This is a genomic window from Streptomyces ficellus, from assembly GCF_030406405.1.
Lineage (GTDB): Bacteria > Actinomycetota > Actinomycetes > Streptomycetales > Streptomycetaceae > Streptomyces > Streptomyces ficellus_B.
Map to the genome: position 1 here is coordinate 26005 of NZ_JAUEPL010000025.1, position 19070 is coordinate 45074.

At 70.5% G+C, this 19070-nt stretch carries 12 protein-coding genes and 1 pseudogene; 2 read left to right on the plus strand and 11 right to left on the minus strand.

Going from position 1 to position 19070, the window contains the following annotated elements:
* Positions 1-151: 151 nt before the first annotated feature.
* The 9 genes from QWM81_RS17560 to QWM81_RS17600 all read right to left on the minus strand — a co-directional run bounded on the left by QWM81_RS17560 (position 152) and on the right by QWM81_RS17600 (position 15482).
* Complete coding sequence (locus QWM81_RS17560; RefSeq protein WP_290112974.1) at positions 152-277, minus strand: hypothetical protein; 126 nt, start codon at positions 275-277, stop codon at positions 152-154.
* A gap of 344 nt (positions 278-621) precedes the next feature.
* The gene (locus tag QWM81_RS17565; protein ID WP_435372388.1) at positions 622-1398 is read right to left on the minus strand and encodes an IclR family transcriptional regulator; all 777 of its coding nucleotides are present in this window, start codon (positions 1396-1398) and stop codon (positions 622-624) included.
* A gap of 240 nt (positions 1399-1638) precedes the next feature.
* Entirely contained in the window at positions 1639-2568 is a 930-nt protein-coding gene (locus tag QWM81_RS17570) for an ATP-grasp domain-containing protein (RefSeq protein WP_290112977.1), read from the minus strand.
* Positions 2565-3290 carry a hypothetical protein gene (locus QWM81_RS17575; RefSeq protein ID WP_290112978.1) on the minus strand — a complete coding sequence of 242 codons (726 nt, stop codon included), beginning with the start codon at positions 3288-3290 and terminating at the stop codon, positions 2565-2567. Before QWM81_RS17575 ends, QWM81_RS17570 begins: the two co-directional genes overlap by 4 nt.
* 7 nt (positions 3291-3297) lie before the next feature.
* Complete coding sequence (locus tag QWM81_RS17580) at positions 3298-4395, minus strand: hypothetical protein (protein WP_290112979.1); 1098 nt, start codon at positions 4393-4395, stop codon at positions 3298-3300.
* Between the two features lie 44 nt (positions 4396-4439).
* Complete coding sequence (locus QWM81_RS17585; RefSeq protein ID WP_290112980.1) at positions 4440-8213, minus strand: hypothetical protein; 3774 nt, start codon at positions 8211-8213, stop codon at positions 4440-4442.
* Positions 8214-8215: 2 nt separating this feature from the next.
* Positions 8216-11824 carry a PLL family lectin gene (locus QWM81_RS17590; protein WP_290112981.1) on the minus strand — a complete coding sequence of 1203 codons (3609 nt, stop codon included), beginning with the start codon at positions 11822-11824 and terminating at the stop codon, positions 8216-8218.
* Positions 11825-11951: 127 nt separating this feature from the next.
* Positions 11952-12575, minus strand: a complete 624-nt coding sequence (locus tag QWM81_RS17595; RefSeq protein ID WP_290112982.1) for an N-acetylmuramoyl-L-alanine amidase — start codon at positions 12573-12575, stop codon at positions 11952-11954.
* Positions 12576-13247: 672 nt separating this feature from the next.
* The gene (locus tag QWM81_RS17600) at positions 13248-15482 is read right to left on the minus strand and encodes a S8 family serine peptidase (RefSeq protein ID WP_290112983.1); all 2235 of its coding nucleotides are present in this window, start codon (positions 15480-15482) and stop codon (positions 13248-13250) included.
* A 606-nt stretch (positions 15483-16088) separates the two neighbouring features.
* Here QWM81_RS17600 and QWM81_RS17605 point away from each other — a divergent pair.
* Positions 16089-17171 carry a hypothetical protein gene (locus QWM81_RS17605; RefSeq protein WP_290112984.1) on the plus strand — a complete coding sequence of 361 codons (1083 nt, stop codon included), beginning with the start codon at positions 16089-16091 and terminating at the stop codon, positions 17169-17171.
* A 153-nt stretch (positions 17172-17324) separates the two neighbouring features.
* Here the strand turns inward: QWM81_RS17605 and QWM81_RS17610 are convergent.
* Positions 17325-17626 (minus strand): annotated as a pseudogene (locus tag QWM81_RS17610) (potassium-transporting ATPase subunit C); the annotation flags it as partial.
* Between the two features lie 207 nt (positions 17627-17833).
* Positions 17834-18136, minus strand: a complete 303-nt coding sequence (locus tag QWM81_RS17615) for a helix-turn-helix domain-containing protein (protein ID WP_290112985.1) — start codon at positions 18134-18136, stop codon at positions 17834-17836.
* 66 nt (positions 18137-18202) lie between these two features.
* Between QWM81_RS17615 and map the strand changes: the two genes are divergently transcribed.
* Complete coding sequence (gene map, locus QWM81_RS17620) at positions 18203-18985, plus strand: type I methionyl aminopeptidase (protein WP_290112986.1); 783 nt, start codon at positions 18203-18205, stop codon at positions 18983-18985.
* The last annotated feature ends 85 nt before the right edge of the window (positions 18986-19070 follow it).

Below are 19070 nucleotides of genomic sequence, written 5' to 3' on the forward strand. Positions count from 1 at the left end.
GCATAGCCACCGCTCGGCGCCTGTTCACGGGGGGCGTCGGCGCCGCGCTCCTCTCCGGGCTTGTTGCTGCTGGACCCCGACTTCCCGCGCTCGCCGTCCCTCTATCCAGACAACGCCCCCATCAGCGAGCGGACCGCACCGAAATCGGTCATCACAGGTCCAGGACCAGACGCGGGCAGGCGGCGCGCGAGACGCAGACTTTGCCGGTGAAGGCCATGACGAGGACGTCGAAGCCGTCGAGCACGTTGAGCACGACCACACCGCGATCGCGCCCCACTGGAAGCGGCTCATCGGCCCCGCGTCGAGGGCGGCGCGCAGAGAGGGGCCGGTCACCGGTCCCGGCGACGGGGAAGAGGACGGCAGAACCATGGCAGCACTCCGTTGTCGACTGCGTGGCGTTCGCCGACGCCCTCGGCGGAACAGGGGCTGCGGGGGCAGCGGGTGCGGGCAGGGGGTGCGGGCGTCGACCAAGTGCGGACCATCGTGCGGCCGGCCGGACCGGCTCACCAGGGGGCTTTCCGGATGCCGGGAAACATGTACGCGACAGGGCGGGTACGCGGAGAGGCTCGCCCTTGCGTACACGCCCTGGCAGGAGCCGCGTCCAGGCTGAGGCCGGCAGGGTTACGTGTGGGCCGGCCGCGGAACCATGGCGCGGGAGATCGCCCGAGCGCTCGTACAGACCAGCCGCGCCAGCGCGTGTGGCGAGGCGCTGCCATGGCGTACCACCAGCGACACCGCGGCGATCACCGCACCGTCGCCGCCGTGCACCGGCGCGGCGACCGACAGCGCGTCCATCGTGACCTGGCGGTCGCTGACCGCGTACCCGTTGGTCCGCGCCTCGGCCAGCATGCGCCGCAGCTCGCGCGGATCGCCGACCGTGCGCGGGGTGTAGCGCGCGAAGGGGCCGGCGAGCACCTGGTCCTGCACCTCGGCGGGGGCATGGGCGAGCAGGGCGAGCCCGACGCCGGTGGCCGTCAGCGCGAAGCGTCCGCCGACCCGGGTCAGCACGGGGACCGCCCCGGAGGCGGCGATGCGCTCGACGAACACGACCTCGCTGCCCTCGCGCACCGCGAGCTGAACGTTCTCCCGGGTGATCTGGGACAGGTCCTCCAGGAACGGCAACGCCCGCTCCCGCAGGCCCTGCCCGCGCGGCGCGAGGGAACCCAGCTCCCACAGCCGCAGACCGACGCGGTAACTGCCGTCGTCGCCCCGCTCCAGCGCTCCCCAGGCCAAGAGCTCGCCCAGCATCCGGTGCACGGTCGACACGGGCAGCCCGGAGCGCCGCGACAGTTCGCTCAGCGTCATCTCCGGGCGGTCCGCGCTGAACGCGCCGAGAATCTGCAGCGCGCGGCCCAGCACGGGCCCGGTGCCGGACTCCGAGCCGCGGCGGCGGGTCACCGGACCGGCCTTGGGGGCACCGGCCCTGGGCGCACCGGCCTTGGATGCATGGTGTTCCACCGGCGCTCCCGTTGCCTTCCGACCTGCGATGCCCCTGCTCCACGGTGCTCCACCGTGCCGGTCAGTGTGCAGGACGCCACCAGCCGCGTCGAGACCCGCAACCGTGGCACGGTGGCGGCTTGTCGACCGCGACGGTGCTCTTGGCGGAAACGGGGCGGAGTCGCTGTCGCGCGTCGGCTGTCACACCGGCGTGGAAGCGCCTCGTCCGAGGGCACGTGCGATCGCGTGGGCGATCGGCTGGCCGGTGTGGGCCTCGTAGTAGCTGAAGGCCGGGCTCGGGTTGACCTCGAAGCAGTAGACCTCGCCGTCGTCGCCGAGGAGCAGATCGATGCCGGCGAGCGTGAGGCCGAGTCGGGCGGCCAGGGCCGCGCAGCGGTCCGCGAGCTCGGGCGGGAGGCGCCAGGGGGTCAGCTCCGCCCGCCCGCCGTCCCGGTGGGCGTAGCGGTAGTCCACCCTGTCGGTCCGGACGCGCGTGGCGATGGGCGTTCCGTCCACCACGTGTACGCGTACGTTGACGCCGGGAACGTAACGCTGGAACTGGACGGGGCACCCGCGTATCAGGGGCAGCCGTTCGAGGGCCTCGTCGTCGAGGAAGCGGACGATCGAGCGTACGGCGCTGATCGATTTGTAGATGACGCGTTGGTGCCGGGCTCTGAACTCGCGGACGAGGTCGGGGTCATTGGTGACCAGCGTCTCGGGGATCGTGAATCCGGCGCGGCGGATGAGTTGGGCCTGGTACGGCTTGGACTGGTTGGAGGCCATGGCGGCGGCGCGGTTCATCACGCACCCCGGCGCGATCTCGATCCAGCTCGTGAGGGCCTCGTGCCATGACTGACAGAGCTGCCGCTCGCCGTCACCCGCGTGCTGAAGCTCCGGGAGGAGACGCCACTCCATGAGGCGGCTGTAGATCGCTGTCACGCTCCGGCAGTCGACGGCCCGGCCGTGGTGGACCAGCCGCCCCTGAATCCCGGTGCCGACGACCTCAAGGTCGAGCGAGGTGTCCAGGAAATCCCGCTGGTGCAGCATGAGGTAGGGGAAGCCGAGCCGTTCGAGCTCGTGGGTGACCAGGGCGATCGGCTCCTCGCTCGCGATGCCGCAGATGACGATCATGTCCGCCTCGCGGGCAGGTGCAGGAGATGGCGGTACAGGCGGTCGATGAGCGGACTGCCGCCCCTGCGCAGGTCGGGAAGTGGTGTCGCGCCGGCGAAGCGGGGGTGTCGGTCGTCGGCACCCAGGTCGACGCCGAGGAGATCGGTGCCGGCCAAGCGGGCGAGGGTGCCGCACGCCGGGGCGAGGTGACGGACCGGTTCGTCGCAGAAGACGTGTTCCCCGACCACCACGGCCGATGTGGTCGGCGGTGTGGCCGGCTCGGAGGTCCGGCGGGACGTCAGCGGCAGGGGCCCCACGGGCAGGCCGGCCGTGGCGGCGAGCACGGTCCATTCGGCCGCGGTGCGCCAGGCACCCGCCGTGCCGCGGGGGTCGGGCCGGTTGACCATGACCGGGGCGACGCACTCCAGCCAGCTGAGCACGAGCGCGCTCAGTTCCCTGGCGGCGTACGACAGGTCGGCCTGCGAGGCGAGGGCCAGATCCTCAAGGGGTACGTGGACCAGGCGGTTGAGCACGCCGTCGATGTCATCGCTGCGCAGGACGCGCTCGTTGGGCAGAGCGATCTCGAAACACGCCCTTCCGCTGTCAAGGCGGTGGACGGACCGCGCCGAGCTGACCAGGGTGCGGGGCGCGATGACGTCGAGCGGGGCGAGTCCTCGTTCACGGAGCCCGGCGCCGGCCCACAGCGCGGCGTCGTCGGCCGGATCGCACAGTACGAGCCACATCGAGGCACTACCGCTCACTCTGCGGTTTGCCGCGTTCGCTCATGCCCTTGGCATCCCCGGCCGGGCGCGTACCGCCCCAGCCCCGTTGGACTCGGCCCTCGTTGGCAAGCGGACTCATCGACGTGTCGGGGCGAAGCTCCGGACCGATGAAGTGGGCGAGCCGGTCCACGGCCTGCTCCAGGTCCGCCAGTCGCCGGGCGATGCTGCCCGCGTCCTCACGCGCCGGGCCGGTCCCCAACGGGAAGGCGTCACCGGCCTTCATGAGCTCGTCCTCGAAGTTGTCCTTCCCTTCCTTGTCCTTCTGCTCCTTTCCTTCCTTCTCCTTGAACTCCTTCTCCTTCTCTTTCTCCTTCCCGAACTTTTGGGAGCGCACGAGGCGCAGTGTCGCGTTTTTCTTGTTGCGGTCGTTGCACCTCAGTTCGTACTCGCTGCCGAACTCCTGCGGTCCTTGGTACGGCTGGCTCGGTGGGATGGGGTCCACCTTGATCTCAAGGGTTCCGCAGGCGTTCGGCGCGATGTCGGACGGCACTTTGAGCAGGGTGAATCCCCCGCCCAGATCGGTGCCGGGAAGGTCGTGGAAGGTGAGCACCCCCGTGCCGACGTTGGACACCCGGGCCACGATGTTGTCGATCGGCTCACCCGGCAGTGCGCTGCGCTGGAAGGAACCCGACCACTGCATGCGCGGCTGACGGGTGTCCTCGGCGTCCTCTGCCGTCACCCACACGAAGCCCAGCTCCTCCGGGTCGTTGTTGGTGATGCGGACGCGCCACAGGCGGGTGTTCTTCTTACTGATCTCCAGCGTCACCATGAAGATGTCATGGGCTTCACGTGTCAACGATGCCATGCCGACCTCGGCGCCGCTCTCGTCGGTGATGGAGGCCGGAACCGGCCCGTTCGGCACCGGGGCCATCACGCCCGTCCCCGCCCGCAGTTCGATGGTGGGGGCCGCTCCGCCGAGGGATTCGCAGCCGGGGCCGACCGCCACCAGGCGCAGGAACATGGTCGCCGCGTCGGAAGGCACGATGAAGGGCAGGAGGCCGCTCGTCGTTCGGGAGGCCAACTGCAGAGGGCCGGCTTCGGGGAACATCTGGAATACGGGAGCCATGTCTTCACCTCGTTGTGCACCGGATGACAGCGGCGACGGCCGCGTCACCACTGCCCGAGAGGAACGATGTCGGCGTAGACGAGCCGTCCCGTACCGTCGATCGCGGTACCCGACTCGCTCGTCGCGGGAGGGTGCGTTTCGAATTCCTGGACGACGAGGCGCAGGGGGCGCTCGCCGCTGTGCGGGATGTCCACGTCGCGGACCTGGCCGAGCACGGACGCGGTACGGAAGATGGTGGTCCAGCCCGCGGCCGCGTCGGGGTTGCCCTCCGGAGCATCCCGGACCTGGAGTTCCGTCCGGATGACGTTGGTCTTCGGGCCGGACGGCCCGAGCCCGTCCACGGCCACCGTCGCGCGCCCCGTGGTGCGGGTGACGACGAGTTGGCGGTGGGGCGGTAGTTGGATCGGTTCCGTTTGGACCGCGGGTGACAGGTTCGCCACCCCGGGGACGGTGTGGGGCTGGTAGCGGGCCAGGGCCAGGCGTACGAAGGGGAAGTACGAACCGCTGACGACCGGCGACAGGTCGAGGTCGGCGTACCAGCGGTCCGCCTCCTCGTCGAATCGGACGGGGAAGGCGCTGACACCAAGTGTGCGCTGCAGTTCCGGCAGGTCGGCCCGGTCGCCGAGGGGCGCGTTGACGTGGTCCTGGGTCAGCACGCCGGGCGGGGAACCGGTGCTCCAGATCGGGTCGCGGCCGGCGACGCTGAGGTGGCGAAGTGTGTCGGCGGGCGCCGACGGGGCGGGCCAGGTGAGCAGGGCGAGGGCCTCCTCGTCCCCGGAGACGTACCAGGGTCGCTCGAGGAAGACCCGCAGTCCGCCACCGTGGCGCCGGCGAGTGGTCGACCGCTGGCCGTCCACCGTCCGGCTCCAGCGGAACGTGGGCACGGTGTACAGGAGTTCGGGGGCGGGTGGCCTGGCCGAGCTGGGCACATCCGTGGTCTGCAGAACCCCCGTGGCCAGGCAGGCGCCGGGGTCCGCGGCCGTGGCGCGGGGGAAGCAGTCCTGGAAGCGCGAAACGCCCGTCACGGTGTACGAGACGTGGCGGCGGCGCGTGTCGCCGAATTCCTGACGAATGGTCCCCAGCGCCTGGAACAGCGGCACGTGACGGACGTCGTAGGAGCCCACGGCCGCCTTCTTCTCGCGCTCCCCGGGCGGGCCGGGCCGGACGTCCTCGTGATCCGTCCACTCGGCACGGACGTCGATGCGCCCGGTGCTGGGTACGTCGATCAGCAGCCCCTCGGTGCGGAGTACCGCGCCGGTGTCCCCCGCGTTGCGCTGGGCGGTCAGCCGCCCGCCGGGGTCGCGCAGCGGCCGCTGCACGGCGTGGACCAGGGTGACGGTCCGAGGCGGTGTGATCAGGCGGTTGTGTCCTTGGACGATGTGCTGGAACGTCGCGGGGTCGGTGACGTCGACGCCCAGCCAGCCGGCGATGCCGAACAGTTGGACGTTCCGGGTCTTCGGGCACGACGGGATGTCGAACGTCACTTGCTCGGCGGGTCCGAGGGCGACCGTCAGGGTGCGGTGATCGGCCGATCTGGTCACCGTACAGCCGTTGGCAGCGGCCTCCAGGCGCAGGGCGATGGAGTGGAGGCCGGGCCACTCACCGCGCCAGACCGCGATCTTCGGCAGGCCCGTGACGGTGCCGTGGTCGCCGGTGTCCGGGTCGATCGGCCGGGGCCGCGCGTTGAGGGCGATGTGCGTGCCGCCCGGGTCGGCCAGCCATGGCACCGTCACGCCGCCCTCGGGCAGTACGGCGTAACCGGCGGAGGCGCTGGGCGCGGCTCCGTCCCCCAGGATGGTCACACCGGGGATGTCCCGTACGTCGCGGTCGGCGCGCTTGGCGATCTCGAAGAGCCTGTTCACCTCGGCGGCCGGGACGCCGGCGCCCAGAGCGCCGTCGAACCGGCCCTCATGCTGCATGGCGACTTCCAGCGCGCAGGCGGGGGCGATGAGGTGGCGCAGGTCGAAGGGCCGGTACCCGTGGGCAGCGGCATAGGCGCCCACCGACGTCCCCCGGTCGCTGCGGATGACCATGAGGTCCTGGGTCTCGCCGTCGGAGAGGACGCGCGTCGGTAGGAGTTCCGGTGGCGGCAGCGGTTCGTAGCGGTGGTGCGTGAAGACCTTCGTCTGTTCTTCGGCGGGGCCCGTCTCGTCCCCGCGCAGGCCTCCCCCGGCGAGGTCGGCGATCCTGACGCGCAGCCGGTACTCGTTGCCGAAGCGGAGTCGGGGCAGGGAGCCCGGTTCGCACTCGACCACTGCCTCGAACGGCGGGGCGGCCACCTGGGGCACCTCGTCGCCGGTGTCGACGGTCCGCTCGGGCCGCTGCGCCACCAGGCTCCAGCCGTCCCACCGCGCCACGGCCTGGTGGACGTACAGCGTGTCCTCGGCGCCGGCGCCCGTGGTGGCCGCGCCGGGCCGGACGTACCCCTCCTCCAGGAAGCCGCGTGCGCCACCGGAGACGTCCTGGCCCATGGCCACCCCGCCGATGGTGTAGCGCACCCTTCTGCGGCACAGCGAATACCACCGTCCCGTTTCGGCGTCCTGGATGTCCACGCGGTAGCCGCCCAGGAGCGAGTCCGCCGACAGGGGTGAGCCGAGGAGCCCGTCCTGCGTGGCGCGCTGCTTGGCTCGTTGCAGTTGTTTGTGGTGCTCCTGCTCGCGGTCCCGCTCGATGAGGGCGAAGCCCATGGAGCGCAGGGCGGGCAGGGCCTGGGCCGCGGCCGGCGCGTCACGGGCCGGCGGGCGGTCGCGGTCGGACGCCGCGGCGCCCACCATCCGCAGGGCCGCTCCGTCCACGTCGAAGGGCATCACTTCGTACCGGGCGTTGGCCGACGGCGCCACGCCTGCGTCCTTCAGGGGCAGCAGTCCCCGCTTGAACTCGGTCGCCCCGGGCCTGGGGAAGGACGCCGGGACGAAGCGCCGCCCTTCCAGGTGGTAGGCCGTCTTCGGGGACAGGTCCTGCTGTGCGGCATTGCCCCAGCCGGCCGGGGGGCTGGTGTCGGGGTCGGGCCGGCGCGGGACGACGCGCAGTTCCTTGAGGTCCCCCTGGGTGAGCTGGGCGGCGGGGACGGCGAGGTCGACCACCAGCCCCAGGACGCGCAGCAGGACGGGATGGTCGGCGAGGCGGGCGACGATCCCGTGGAACTCGCGAGCGTCGATCGCTTCCGACTGCGGCGTCAGCGGTGTGCATTCGGAGGGGTCCCGCCGGTAGAAGGCGTAGGCCCGCGCGAGTGCCGAGCCTCTGGCCGAGGTGCTCGATGTGCTCGCCGGCCCGTCGGACGGCGGCCACAGTCCGCTCTGCCAGCCTTCGCGCACCTGGCGCAGTGCGGTGCGCAGCGCGGGGCTGTCCTCGGGTGTCTCACCGTCGTGTGCGAGGTGGGCGCGGGCCGTGTCCGTGTAGACGCGGCGCACGTCGGCGGCCGCCTCCGTGGCGGGGAACTCTCTGACCGTCCGTCCGTCGTAGGACGCGGGGTGGTACGGGCGTACGGGAGTGTTACCGGGGAAGAGGCCCTGCCAGGCGGCGAGCTGCTCGGCCACGGAGAAGGTGATCTCCTGTCCCGCGGCGGTGGTGTGCGGGACGCGGCGGGCCGGCACGAGCTGTTCTCCCCGGAAGACGTCGAAGCGGAGGGCGGCCAGTCGTTGCGGCCAGCTCTGCATGCCGAAGCGGGCCACGGTGAGCGCACTGTCCTCGGGCCCGATGAGCCGCGGCGTGAGCAGGACCGACAGCAGGGCCATGTGCTCGGTCCCCTCGGTGAGGGGGACCGCCCGGCCGGCGGGGATGGCCGTCCAGAGGAACTGCCGTCGCATCTGGGTGGACATCTTCACTCCCCTGCGAACGCACGGCAGTAGGTCTGCCATGGATAGGACTGGCCTTGTGGCCCGAGGGCCGCTTCGACCGAGGAGGACCGGGGGCCTGGCGCCGCGGTCGGCGAGAGGGCCGGAGAGGGGGCCAGGGAGAGGTCGGGGCCCTTGAAGCTCTTGTGGCATTCGAGGGTGACCGACGTGGACCAGAAGGTGAGGTCCACCGTGATGACGAGCTTGGCCGATCCTCGCATCTCGTTCGCCTCGACGTTGTAGGTGAGGCTGATGGTCAGCTCGACGGAGACGCGGACGAGTCCCAGCACCGACACGCTGCCGCCGATCCGCAGGTAGCCGGTGATCTCGATGGTGCCGCCCAGTTTGACGAACACCACGCCGCCGAAGACGTGCACTTCTCCGGCCGCGATGCCGAAGTCCATGGCGACACTGGCTCCGAACTCGATGCCGCCCACGACCCGTTGCAGGCCGCCGTCGGCGCCTCCGGCGCTCACACCGAGCTCCAGGTAGCCGCCGCCGCCGAAGCCGGAGACGGTCACGAGGAACGGCCGCTCCCGCGTGCCGAAGGCGAAGTCGATCAGGATGGGCCGGTTCTCGAGCGACAGCGTCAGGGCGAGGTCGACACCGAGGTTCTGGAGGGTGAAGACCCCCATCGGGATCGTGGGTACGGCGATCGAGTACGTGGCCCTGACGCGGACCGCCGAGACGTCGATGCGCGGTCCGCCACGGCCGGCCCGGCGGATGCCTTCGGCCAGGGTCCTGACGAAGTTGAGCTCTCCGGTGAGCTGCGCGTCCGCCAGGTCGAAGGTGAGTCCGGGGCGCTCCCCGGAGTTCGCGGTGAAGCGCACCGTGCGGAAGGTGAGGATGACGAGCGCGGCGCCTCGCGAGGGGACCGCCAGGGTGAAGTCCTTGATCTCCCCGGTGGTGCGCAGGACGGGCTGTCCACCGACCATCCGCGTCACCGCGTGGAGGTGCACCGATGACGCCCCGCCGGGTTCGAACGGCCCGACCGTCCTCGACAGCCGCTCCGTCCAGGTGAGCGCCGCCGACGGCACACCGGCCAGTTCGGTCCAGGTGATCTGCGGCTGTGAGGTGATGGTGGAGATGATGTCGCGGAGGGGGACGACGCCGAACAGCTTGGCGTCGGCGGGGAACACCTCGCGGGGGTCGGTCGGAATCCGGTCCCCGACGAGCAGCCCCTTCGTGCGGGAGAGCCGGCTCACCGTCATGGTGGGGGCGGCCAGCATCCCCGTGCGGGCCCCGGCCGGGCCGAAGTCGAGGACTTTCTTCTCCAGCAGATCCAGCAGCACGTGCGGTGGCTCGGCGCCGGCCGCCGCGTGGAGGAACGCCCGCGAGAAGGAGGCCGGCACGGCGGGAGTGGGCCCGAGGAGCTGGCGTACGGCCGGCAGCGCCAGTTCGAGCCTGGTCACCGTCGGATGGAAACCCACTCCGTTGGGCAGGGGCCCGGCGCGCACTCCCCCGAACGTCATCGACTGCACTTCCTGCACCGCGCCTTCGAGGGGCTGCGTCGCGGTCCGCATGGCGAGGGGGACGCGGCGGCCGATGTCGGCGGTCGGGCGGCCCACGTCACGCAGGCCGCCGCTGCGCGGACCGCCGGCGTACTCCGCGTCGAGGCCGGCCGCGGCAGCGGGCGTGGTCGCCGCTTCGTCGGCGAACAGCAGCGGCAGCCGCAGGTCGACCACGTCGTGGCCGGCCTGTCCGCGCAGGGTGAACTGCACGGCCGCCCCGCCCTGGGTGGGCCAGAAGGCACCGTTCGCCAGCCATTGCGCTTCGTCCAGGTCCGTGACCTGCCGAGGATCGACGGTGACGTGCTGGAAGGGGAACGCCCGCTCGTGTGCGTTGCCGCCGACGCCGTAGTCGCGGGCCGGTTCGGTGACGATCAGCATGCGCTTCGTGCGCAGGGCGGCCAGAGCGGGGGTGTCGGTCTCGAACCTGCGCTCGGTCATCTCCACGTAGGAGGCGCGGTGTCCGAACGGGAACAGCGCGCCGCGTTTGAGGACCCGGACGTGGTAGTCGCGCCCCATGGCGGCCTCGTGGGTCCAGTCGAGCGTGGGCCAGCCGGCCGAGGCGGAGAACCAGGCGCCGTACGCGCTCAGGATGAGGCGGTCGACCGCGACCGGGCATGTCGGATACTGGAGGCCCAGGGCGGCTATCGTCGCCGTCCACGACTTCAGTGGTGTGTCCAGGGCGGGCTCGCCGGGCAGGGCCTTGTACGGCTGTACGCCGAGCTGCCCGTCGCCGCCGGGGCCCGTGACCCGGCTGTGCCACAGTTCGGTGGTGCCGTCGCCGCTCACGGCGGGCAGCGCGCGGTGGGTGCAGCGGGAACCCGCCGGCAGGGCGAGCAGTAGGCGCCAGGGCAGTTCGAGCCCGTGTGTCTGTCCCGTGCCCGAGGTATCGGGTGTGGCGACCAGGGGCAGCCGTTCCATGGCTGCCAGCACCCCGTCGACGGTCAGCGTCACGGGTTCCTGCCCTACGGCGAACCGCAGAGACGACGGGCCCGCCATCCTGGCCTGGCTGGACGACCCGGCTGTCAGCACGGTTTCGGCGATGTGCTGGGGCGGGAGCTCCACGATCAGCCGGGCCCCGGGCTGCTGGGCCACGAGTTCGACCACCCCATCGGGCCGGACGCGTTCGGTGAGTCCCACGCCCCTGACGGTGAGCGCGACGAGGTCGTCGGGGCGCAGGGCGCGGTAGCCCTGGGTGTCGGCCCAGATGTCGATCAGCTCCCACTGCGACCATGTGGCGTATGCCCCGTCGAACCGGCGGTGCATCAGGGCCGCGTTCGCCCAGAGGGCGCATACGTGCGTCTGCTCCGGGGCCGAAGAGACCGCGGCCAGTTGGGTGGAAACGCCTTCGTCCGTCGTCAGGTCCCCGCCGAGGTTCTCCCAGTGCGACGTGTCGTCCCAGGTGCGGTGCCACAGGCCCGTACCGCCCGCGGTGAAGAGGTCGCGGCGCGTGGCGGCGAAGCAGCGGGACGGTGAGGCGTCTGCGGGGAGGTCCTCCAGGCGGTCCCACCGCTGGGACCAGCCCCCTTCGTAGCGCCGGCGGAGGAAGCGTCTTCGGCGTACGTCGCAGACGACGAGGTCGAAGCAGCCGGGCATGACGTCCACGGCCCGGGGCCGGCCGAAGGCCCGGGGGGCGGGGTGGCGGGAGGCCTTCCCGCCGTCGAGCCGCCAGTGCACGACCTCGGCGCCCGGCTCGCCGTGGGCGCCGCCGTCGGCGAAGAAGAGGTGCAGGTCCTCCGGGGCGGGCGCGGCGACCGTACAGCTGTGCGCCGACGATCGGATGGGGAGGACTCCCCGTGGCATCCAGTCGGTCCACCGCCCGTCCGCGAGGCGTCTGTGCCGCAGTTCGCCGCCGGCGGTGAGGGCGAGCAACTCGATGCGCCGGGGGCCGGAGGACGTCGCCGTCAGCCAGCCCGAGTGGGCCGGCGCGCGGGGGGACGGCCAGGGGCGGCCGAGTGGGTGCCATGCGCTCCATTTGTCATCGAACGTCTTGTGCCACACGTTTCCGTCGTCCGTACCGAGGAACACATCGAGCCTGCCGGGCGCCGGTGAGCAGACGGCGAGGGCCTGGGCTGTCGAGCCTTTCATCTGACGGCCTTCCGCTGTGCTGGGAAGGGGTACGTGAAGGGGTGCGTACGGGACGCGCGATCACCCTCCGGTCGGCGGCTCTTGGCCGGGGCGGGGGCCGCGGCGGGCGGGCGCGCCGCCCGTGCCGCTACAGCGTCCGGTGGGCCACCTGCTGCGTCGTGGCAGGGACGGGCAGCGGCGATTCCCACAGGCTGTTGGAGAAGTCCTCCACGCGGTTGATGTAGTAGTCCCAGGGGAAGTGCGGCCCCGGGTCGGTGTGGTCGTTGCCCGGTACGTTGTAGTGCCCGCCGAATCCGGTGTACCAGTCGCGGGTGTCCGGGTCGAGTGGTACATCGATGGGGATGTCGTACAGGGCGCACAAGTAGGCGGACAGCTCGGCGGAGGAGTCGAGCATTTCCTCCGTCCAGTCCGCGGGGCCGGTCGCGCCGGAGTATCCGTACTCGTGCTCGATGCCGAAGTACACGCTGTTGCCACCCTTGCAGTGCCAGGCCTTGTACTTGCCGTCCCTGGGCCCCCCGGTGTCCGGATCCGGCAGCGGGACCATCTGGATACGGCGTCCGTCCCTGGCGACGACGAAGTGGGCCGAGACTTGCGACACGGGATTCTGGAACCAGCCGACGGCCCCGTCGTACCGGCCGGCCGTGTAATGGATCACGATGCCCTGGGGGACCATGGGGCTCCCGCCGGACCGGTGCGGACTGTTGCGGTAGCCCACGTCGGGCCTGGTCAGGCCGGAGAGTCGTTGGTGCATGCGCACTCCGTACGGCTCCTGCGTTCCGTCCGTCTCAACCGAATGGGTCGTCACCTCTCCACAGGTCGGACAGGTCAACTGCACGTTGGTCGTCGTCATTTCATCCTCCGGAGCGCACGACGCGACGTTGGCGCGTCAACGTGCGACAGCCGGCCTCGGCCTGTGCGCGTGCCCCCGAGACGGCTCCTCGCTCCGGCCGCGAAGCCGGGCACCCGCGGGGCGCGAGCGCGCCGAACTCGCCGGCCGACGGCGTGGGGGTTCGTCGAACAGGCCACCGTTGGCCGCTTTGATGACACACGGCCCACTGGTCGTCTTCCGGAGTCGTCGTAACGTCGCGCTGTCGTCGTAACGTCGCGCTTCGAAGGCACCAGGGGCTTCGTCGTGGGCCGCCTGGTTCAGGCATTCAGGCGTCTCGTCAGATACAGAATCTCTCTACCAGGGTCGCTCAAAACACCTGCTCCGGCAACATGGATTGCCCCCCTTCATGCTGAATCACCCCATGCGTCAACCGCGTTACCGGGCGCTACCTCCACAGGACGGCAAGCGCACCGTGAGCGCTACGGGGCGGGCCCACCAACAGCCCGGCGGGGGCTGACGGCCGCCAGGCCTGTCACAGCGGGTCGTACGCCAACGGACGCCCGGCCGAAGTCTCGTTCCGGCGGAGCTGACTCGTCAGCCGCCGGACACCCGCTCGAGGGGGCTCGTCAGCTTGCCGGTGACGACAAGGGCGTAGTCCTGCGGCCCCTTCAGAAGGCTGCGGGCGAAGACCTGGATCAGGTAGCGGCCGGCCTTGGGCGCCGGGATGCGGATCACTTCCACGTTGTTGGTGCTGTCCGTGCTCAGGAGCTGGTGGGGGAGATCTCCGTTGCCGGCGTGCTTGATGCCGTCGGGGGCCTGCATCAGCATGCTGAGGTCGTTCTGCAGCGCCCGGCCCGGCAGGTCGGTGTACGCCAGGCACACCCGCAGTGGCGTGCCCGACGCCGCCTCCACGGAAAAGCGGATCGCCTCGCCGGTCAGCGCCAGTTGCCGGGCGGGGGTCTCCCATGTGTCCGCGAACTCGAGGGCCAGGTCCGGGCTGCCCGAGTCGGGAAGCGTCGAGGGCAGGTGCACCGCACCGAAGCCCTGGTGGAAGTGGGGCTCCTCCGCGGTCGCGTCCTGCGCCGTGAGCCTTCTTGTTCCGTTGATGAGGGTGGCCTTGAGGAGCGCGGCGCTCGGTTTGGTCTGCCGTTCGCGTACGTAGTACTCCCGTACCAGCGCGGCGCAGCCCGCGACGAGCGGCGCCGCCATGCTGGTGCCGCCCATGAACGCGTACTTGGTGTTCGGATGGAGGCCCCAGAAGTTCGGCTTGGGGGCGGTGGTCGCCCGTGCCGAGAGGATGTCGGTGCCGGGGGCGACGACGTCGGGCTTCACCCGCCAGTCGTCGCACGGGCCGCGACTGCTGAACGCGGCCAGCGCCTCGGGGTCGCCGGAGACCCGTTCGTCGGCGATCGGGTCGTCCGGGAAGGGCACGCCCCCTTCCCACTGACCCCAGGTGATTCGGGCGCCCGGTCCGTCGGTCCTGCTGGTGCGGGCCGCGCCCACCGTCAGCGCGTTCTTGCTCGATCCCGGGGAGCCCAGCGACAGCCAGTCGACGAACCCCTTCTCCGCGTGCAGGCGCACGGCTGCCGTACCGTCGTTCCCGGCGGCGATGACGACGAGCATGTCGCGCCGGCGTCGCATGTACGCGTCGACGTCGTCGGAGTTGGCTGTGTAGGCCGCCTCGGTCGACGCTCCCCAGCTGTTGTTGTGGATGCGGGCGCCGGCTTGGTAGGCGGGCTCGAAGAGCTCTTCCAGGGAGAGCGGCAGCTTGAGCCCACCGTTCGCTTTCATGATCGACTGGAAGTACAGCCCCGCCTCGGGCGCCACACCGCGGAAGGCGCCCTGGGACGCCGATCCGTCACCCACGATGGACCCGGCCACGTGTGTGCCGTGCCCGTGAGGGTCCGAGGAGTCGCCGGGGCGGCCGAGGGCGACGGTGTCGACGACACGGCCGTCGAAGTCCGGGTGCGTGTCGTCGAGCCCGCTGTCGGCCACGGCGACGATCTGGCCCTTGCCGGTGAAGGGCAGGTCGGTGCCCGGGTTCCCCGATGACGTCACACCCATCAGCACGCGGGCGACGTCATTGAAGAGCTTCGGGGGTACGTACTGCGTCATCTCCACGACGCCGGGAACCTGCTTGATCTCCCCTTCCAGAGGAGAGCCGGCGGCGAGCTCGATACGGAGGCGGCGGCCGCCCTCCGCCACGATCCTCGGGCCCCCTTCGTCCGCGTGGGCCTGGAGCCATGACCGCACACCGGCGCGGGCGTCCGCGTCCGTCAGCGTCACGTCCCATGTACGCATGAAGGTGCCGGATTCAACCGTTCGCTCTTCACCGGCATCCCCGGCCGTGAACCGGACCGGAGCGGCCAGTTGCGGACCGTAACGCTCCACGGATCTGACGAACGGCAGATCGATCAGGTCCTCGGCCTCCTCGGGGGTGGCCGTGACCAGGTACGCGTGGGTGGGAACGGCGCGCTGGAGGACGACGCCCAGGTTGAGGATCTTGAGGCGGTAGTCATCGAGCAGCGGTCCCCCCAGCCGTAGCATCCATTGCGCCGGCACGCCCGGTTCCAGGGGAACGGGTTCGCCTTGCGGGCCCTCCTCCACCCCGGTGTCGCGGCCGGCCAGTGTGGCGCGGGTGACGGCAGGGGTTTCGGCGCGGGCGTCCGGGTCGAGGCGGTCGATCGTCAGCCCGGCCGCTTCCAGCCGGTGCAGGTCACCCTCGTCGATGTCCCCGATGACGAAACTTCCGGTGGCGGAGGCGTTGCTGAGCATCTCCAGCGCCTTGGCGGCTTCCCGCTCATGCATGTAGTAGGCGATCACACGCATGGCGTTCGCTCCTTCCGGAGCAAGGGAGTTCAGTTGAATTCTGTATGAAAGGGGGCCGGGAAGGCCGGAAAGCCGAAGGCATACGCACTGTCAATGTAACTCCTGGAGCACACCCTTGCGGGGTGGAAGGCCCGAGGGCCGGCGGGGAGCACCAGGTCGAGCTCCCGCTCCCACAGTCGCGATCTGCACGCCCGCGGCGGGCGTGGTCACGGCCGCACCCTAACGCTCCCGCTGCACCGAGGCCCGGACGGCCGCGTCAGGCCCCCGGCACCCCAGTGACCGGCGGCCGGTCACCTGGTTGAGGAGTGCCGAATTCCATACAAGGATGGAATGCGGGAAAAACAGGGCCATGGGGCCCGGATCACCGCGGGCGGCTAACAGTTGTCCGGTAAATCACCTCGGACCACTCCCCTCATCCCGAGCAGTTACCGGGGAACCGACGAGCTGTCCCGCACCCCCCGGGGCCGAGCGGGCCTTCCCGGCCGTGGGGGCCGGATCGACATGATGCGCAGTCACTCCCCGCCGTCACAGGCGCAGAAGGAAGCGGCGGTCGCAGAGGCGGGGTACTGCGCTCCCCGGCTCGTACACAGGAGAGAGTCGCACATCATGGAAATGTTCACCGGTGCGTACGGCGACAATCTGCAGCCGGAAGGCGCACCCGACCGCAACCGCAGCATGCAGGACGCACTCGACGTCTTCATGAACGGCTTGACCGGGGCCGATCGTACGGCCCTGGAACGCGTCTCGCTGGCCGTGGTCGCCCTCGAGGACAATGACACGCGCGCGTGGGCAGGGCATCGCCACCATGAGGTGCACTTCTCAGGGAGCATGGTCAAGGTACTCGCGATGTACGCTGCGCACACGCTCCGATTCTTCTCCCGCAATCTGCTCCTGGAACGACAACCGGCGACACCCGCGATGTTCTTCGCATCGCTTTCCTCAGAATTCGACGGGCAGATACGCACCGCCACGCCCACCAAGATCAAGGCGCAGCACGGATCCGACGACACCAAGATCCTGCCGGCGTATCGGACCGTCCTTGAGACGCAACTCGACGCGACCGGGAAGCCGGTCGACGTCGACTTCGCCCAGGATTATCTGACTCACCTCAAAGGCATGCTGATCCAGCAGCAGAACGCACCTGCGGCGGCCTGTATCCACGGTGTCGCCTTCGGTTTTATGAACGCCAAAACGGCGGACGACGGCTTCTTCGACCGCGGGACGGAACGGGGCGCATGGCTCGCCGGCGACTATTTGGGGCAGTGGACGCCGGTGCGGATCGCGTCCACGAACGACGGCCAGGTCGCCCAGGCCACGACGGCCGTGGACATGGCGAAGCTCGTCACCCGGATGTTCGACGGGAGCCTGGAGAGCGGCCGCCCCACCGACCTGATCCAGATGCTCGCAGGTGACTTCCGAAGCTGGTTCCACCGAGAACTGCTCTGGCCGGACTCGGGGATCGCCGCCACACACGCGAAAATCGGTCTCGGCCCCCTCAAGCCGAACAGCGCGGGAGTCGTGGAGCAGGTGGTGTCGGAGGCGCTGAAAGTGCACGACAGCAACCGGGGCGTCGACTTCGTGGTGGTGTGGCAGAACCTCAAGGTCCCCGCGGCCCCGACAAGGGCGGAGCTGGCCCGGGTGGCACGCATGGTGGAGGCCACGATCAACGGTTTCCAGCCCACGGTGTGATCCTTCGCCGTAGTAGGCCGAGCGGCACTCGGCCGGAAAGGCGTCCCGGAAACGGCTGCCGAGCGCGGTCGGCGCGCCGACCCGCCTTCCTCGATGTACGGGAACGACCGTGCGGCCATGGGCGGGGCCGGGCGGCTCCCGCCCATGGCGCGGTCACTTCCGGGTGAGTTCCTTCAGGGCGATGTTCAGCTTCAGGACGTTGACTCGTGGCTCGCCCATGAAGCCCAGGATGCGTTCCTCGGTGTGGTCGGCGACCAGCTTCTCCACCCGGTCGACGCCGAGGTCGTTGCGTTCGGCGACCCGGTGGGCCTGGAGCTTCGCGTACTGGGGTGAGATGTGGGGGTCGAGGCCGGAGCCGCAGGAGGTGACGGCGTCGGCGGGTACGTCCGACGGCTTGACCTTGTACGTCGCCGTGGAGTTGTCCGTACGACGGCGGCCTTGGCGTCCTCGAGGAACATTGCGTCCACGGCCGCCCGACGCAGATGTCCGCGGCGAGGTACGCCTCCGGATGCGCCCATCCATCCGGTCGCGCTCGCGCCACCGGCGGCCGCCTCCCCAGCGGCCGAAGCACGCAGCAGGCGTACTCACCGCCAGGCCGCCGGACCACGGGCCGCCCCGCCGGAGCCTCGTCCCGCGGTCGCTAGACCCTGCGGGATGGGGACTTACGAAGCCAACTGCTCTTGTGCGTGGTGACCAGAGTCGGTCGCTCTGGTGCCAGGTTTGGGCTGGCTGATCTCGGCCCACACCGCGTCGAGGGAGAGGCCGAGGACGTCGGCGATCGCCGCGATGGTCGGGAAGGCGGGGGTGGCCACGCGGCCCGTCTCGATCTTCCGGAGGGTTTCCGGTGAGACACGTGCGGCGAGCGCGGTATCGAGCATCGAGCGCTCTCCTCTGGCCCGTCGCAGGAGGGCACCGAGGCGCTGTCCGCGTTCGACCTCTGCGGGAGTGAGCGGCAATCTGACCATGGCTCCGATTCTAATACCGGTACTGTATGGCCGGTATAGTTATTGGCTGCGCGAGAAGGACGCCCCGTGATCGAGATCCTGAACCCCACCCTGCTGGCCCGAGCACGAGACTCGGGCGCCCTGGTCGCTGACATCCTGCAGGCGCTGAAGAGCCGCAGCACGATCGGCACGAACCTTCTGGACATCGACCGATGGGCCCAGGCCATGATCGTCGAGGCGGGAGCCACGTCCTGTTACGTCGACTACGAGCCGTCCTTCGGACGCGGTCCGTTCGGCCACTACATCTGCACGGCCGTCAACGACGCCGTGCTCCACGGACGGCCATACGACTACACGCTTGCTGACGGCGATCTGCTGACCCTCGACCTCGCCGTCTCCAGAGGCGGAGTCGCCGCAGACGCCGCCATCAGCTTCATCGTGGGCGACGCAAGGCCCCCGGAGAGTGTCGCGATGATCAGTGCGACCGAACGCGCGCTAGCCGCAGGGATCGCCGCTGCCGGGCCCGGGGCACGTATCGGCGACATCTCCCACGCCATCGGCACGGTCCTCAGCGGGGCGGGGTACCCGATCAACACCCAGTTCGGAGGTCACGGCATCGGATCGACGATGCACCAGGACCCGCACGTTGCGAACACCGGACGGCCGGGCCGTGGATACAAACTGCGCCCTGGGCTGCTGCTGGCGCTGGAGCCGTGGGTCATGGCGGACACCGCTCAACTCGTCACTGATGCCGATGGGTGGACGCTCCGAAGTGCTACAGGCTGCCGGTCAGCACACAGTGAGCACACGATCGCTATCACTCACGACGGAGCCGACATTCTCACCTTGCCGGATCAGGCGCGGCCGTGAGGTTGGAGCCCTCGTGTTCCTCTCCTCCAAGCACCCCGCGGGCATGTGAACGGGCCAGGGTCTGTCGCGGAACTTTCCCGCCCCG

Bases quoted from the DNA above. Each gene is read 5' to 3' on its own strand.
- QWM81_RS17570 (WP_290112977.1), bottom strand. From the start codon at position 2,568: ATGATCGTCATCTGCGGCATCGCGAGCGAGGAGCCGATCGCCCTGGTC.
- QWM81_RS17575 (WP_290112978.1), bottom strand. From the start codon at position 3,290: ATGTGGCTCGTACTGTGCGATCCGGCCGACGACGCCGCGCTGTGGGCC.
- QWM81_RS17580 (WP_290112979.1), bottom strand. From the start codon at position 4,395: ATGGCTCCCGTATTCCAGATGTTCCCCGAAGCCGGCCCTCTGCAGTTG.
- QWM81_RS17585 (WP_290112980.1), bottom strand. From the start codon at position 8,213: ATGTCCACCCAGATGCGACGGCAGTTCCTCTGGACGGCCATCCCCGCC.
- QWM81_RS17590 (WP_290112981.1), bottom strand. From the start codon at position 11,824: ATGAAAGGCTCGACAGCCCAGGCCCTCGCCGTCTGCTCACCGGCGCCC.
- QWM81_RS17595 (WP_290112982.1), bottom strand. From the start codon at position 12,575: ATGCACCAACGACTCTCCGGCCTGACCAGGCCCGACGTGGGCTACCGC.
- QWM81_RS17600 (WP_290112983.1), bottom strand. From the start codon at position 15,482: ATGCGTGTGATCGCCTACTACATGCATGAGCGGGAAGCCGCCAAGGCG.
- QWM81_RS17605 (WP_290112984.1), top strand. From the start codon at position 16,089: ATGGAAATGTTCACCGGTGCGTACGGCGACAATCTGCAGCCGGAAGGC.
- QWM81_RS17615 (WP_290112985.1), bottom strand. From the start codon at position 18,136: ATGGTCAGATTGCCGCTCACTCCCGCAGAGGTCGAACGCGGACAGCGC.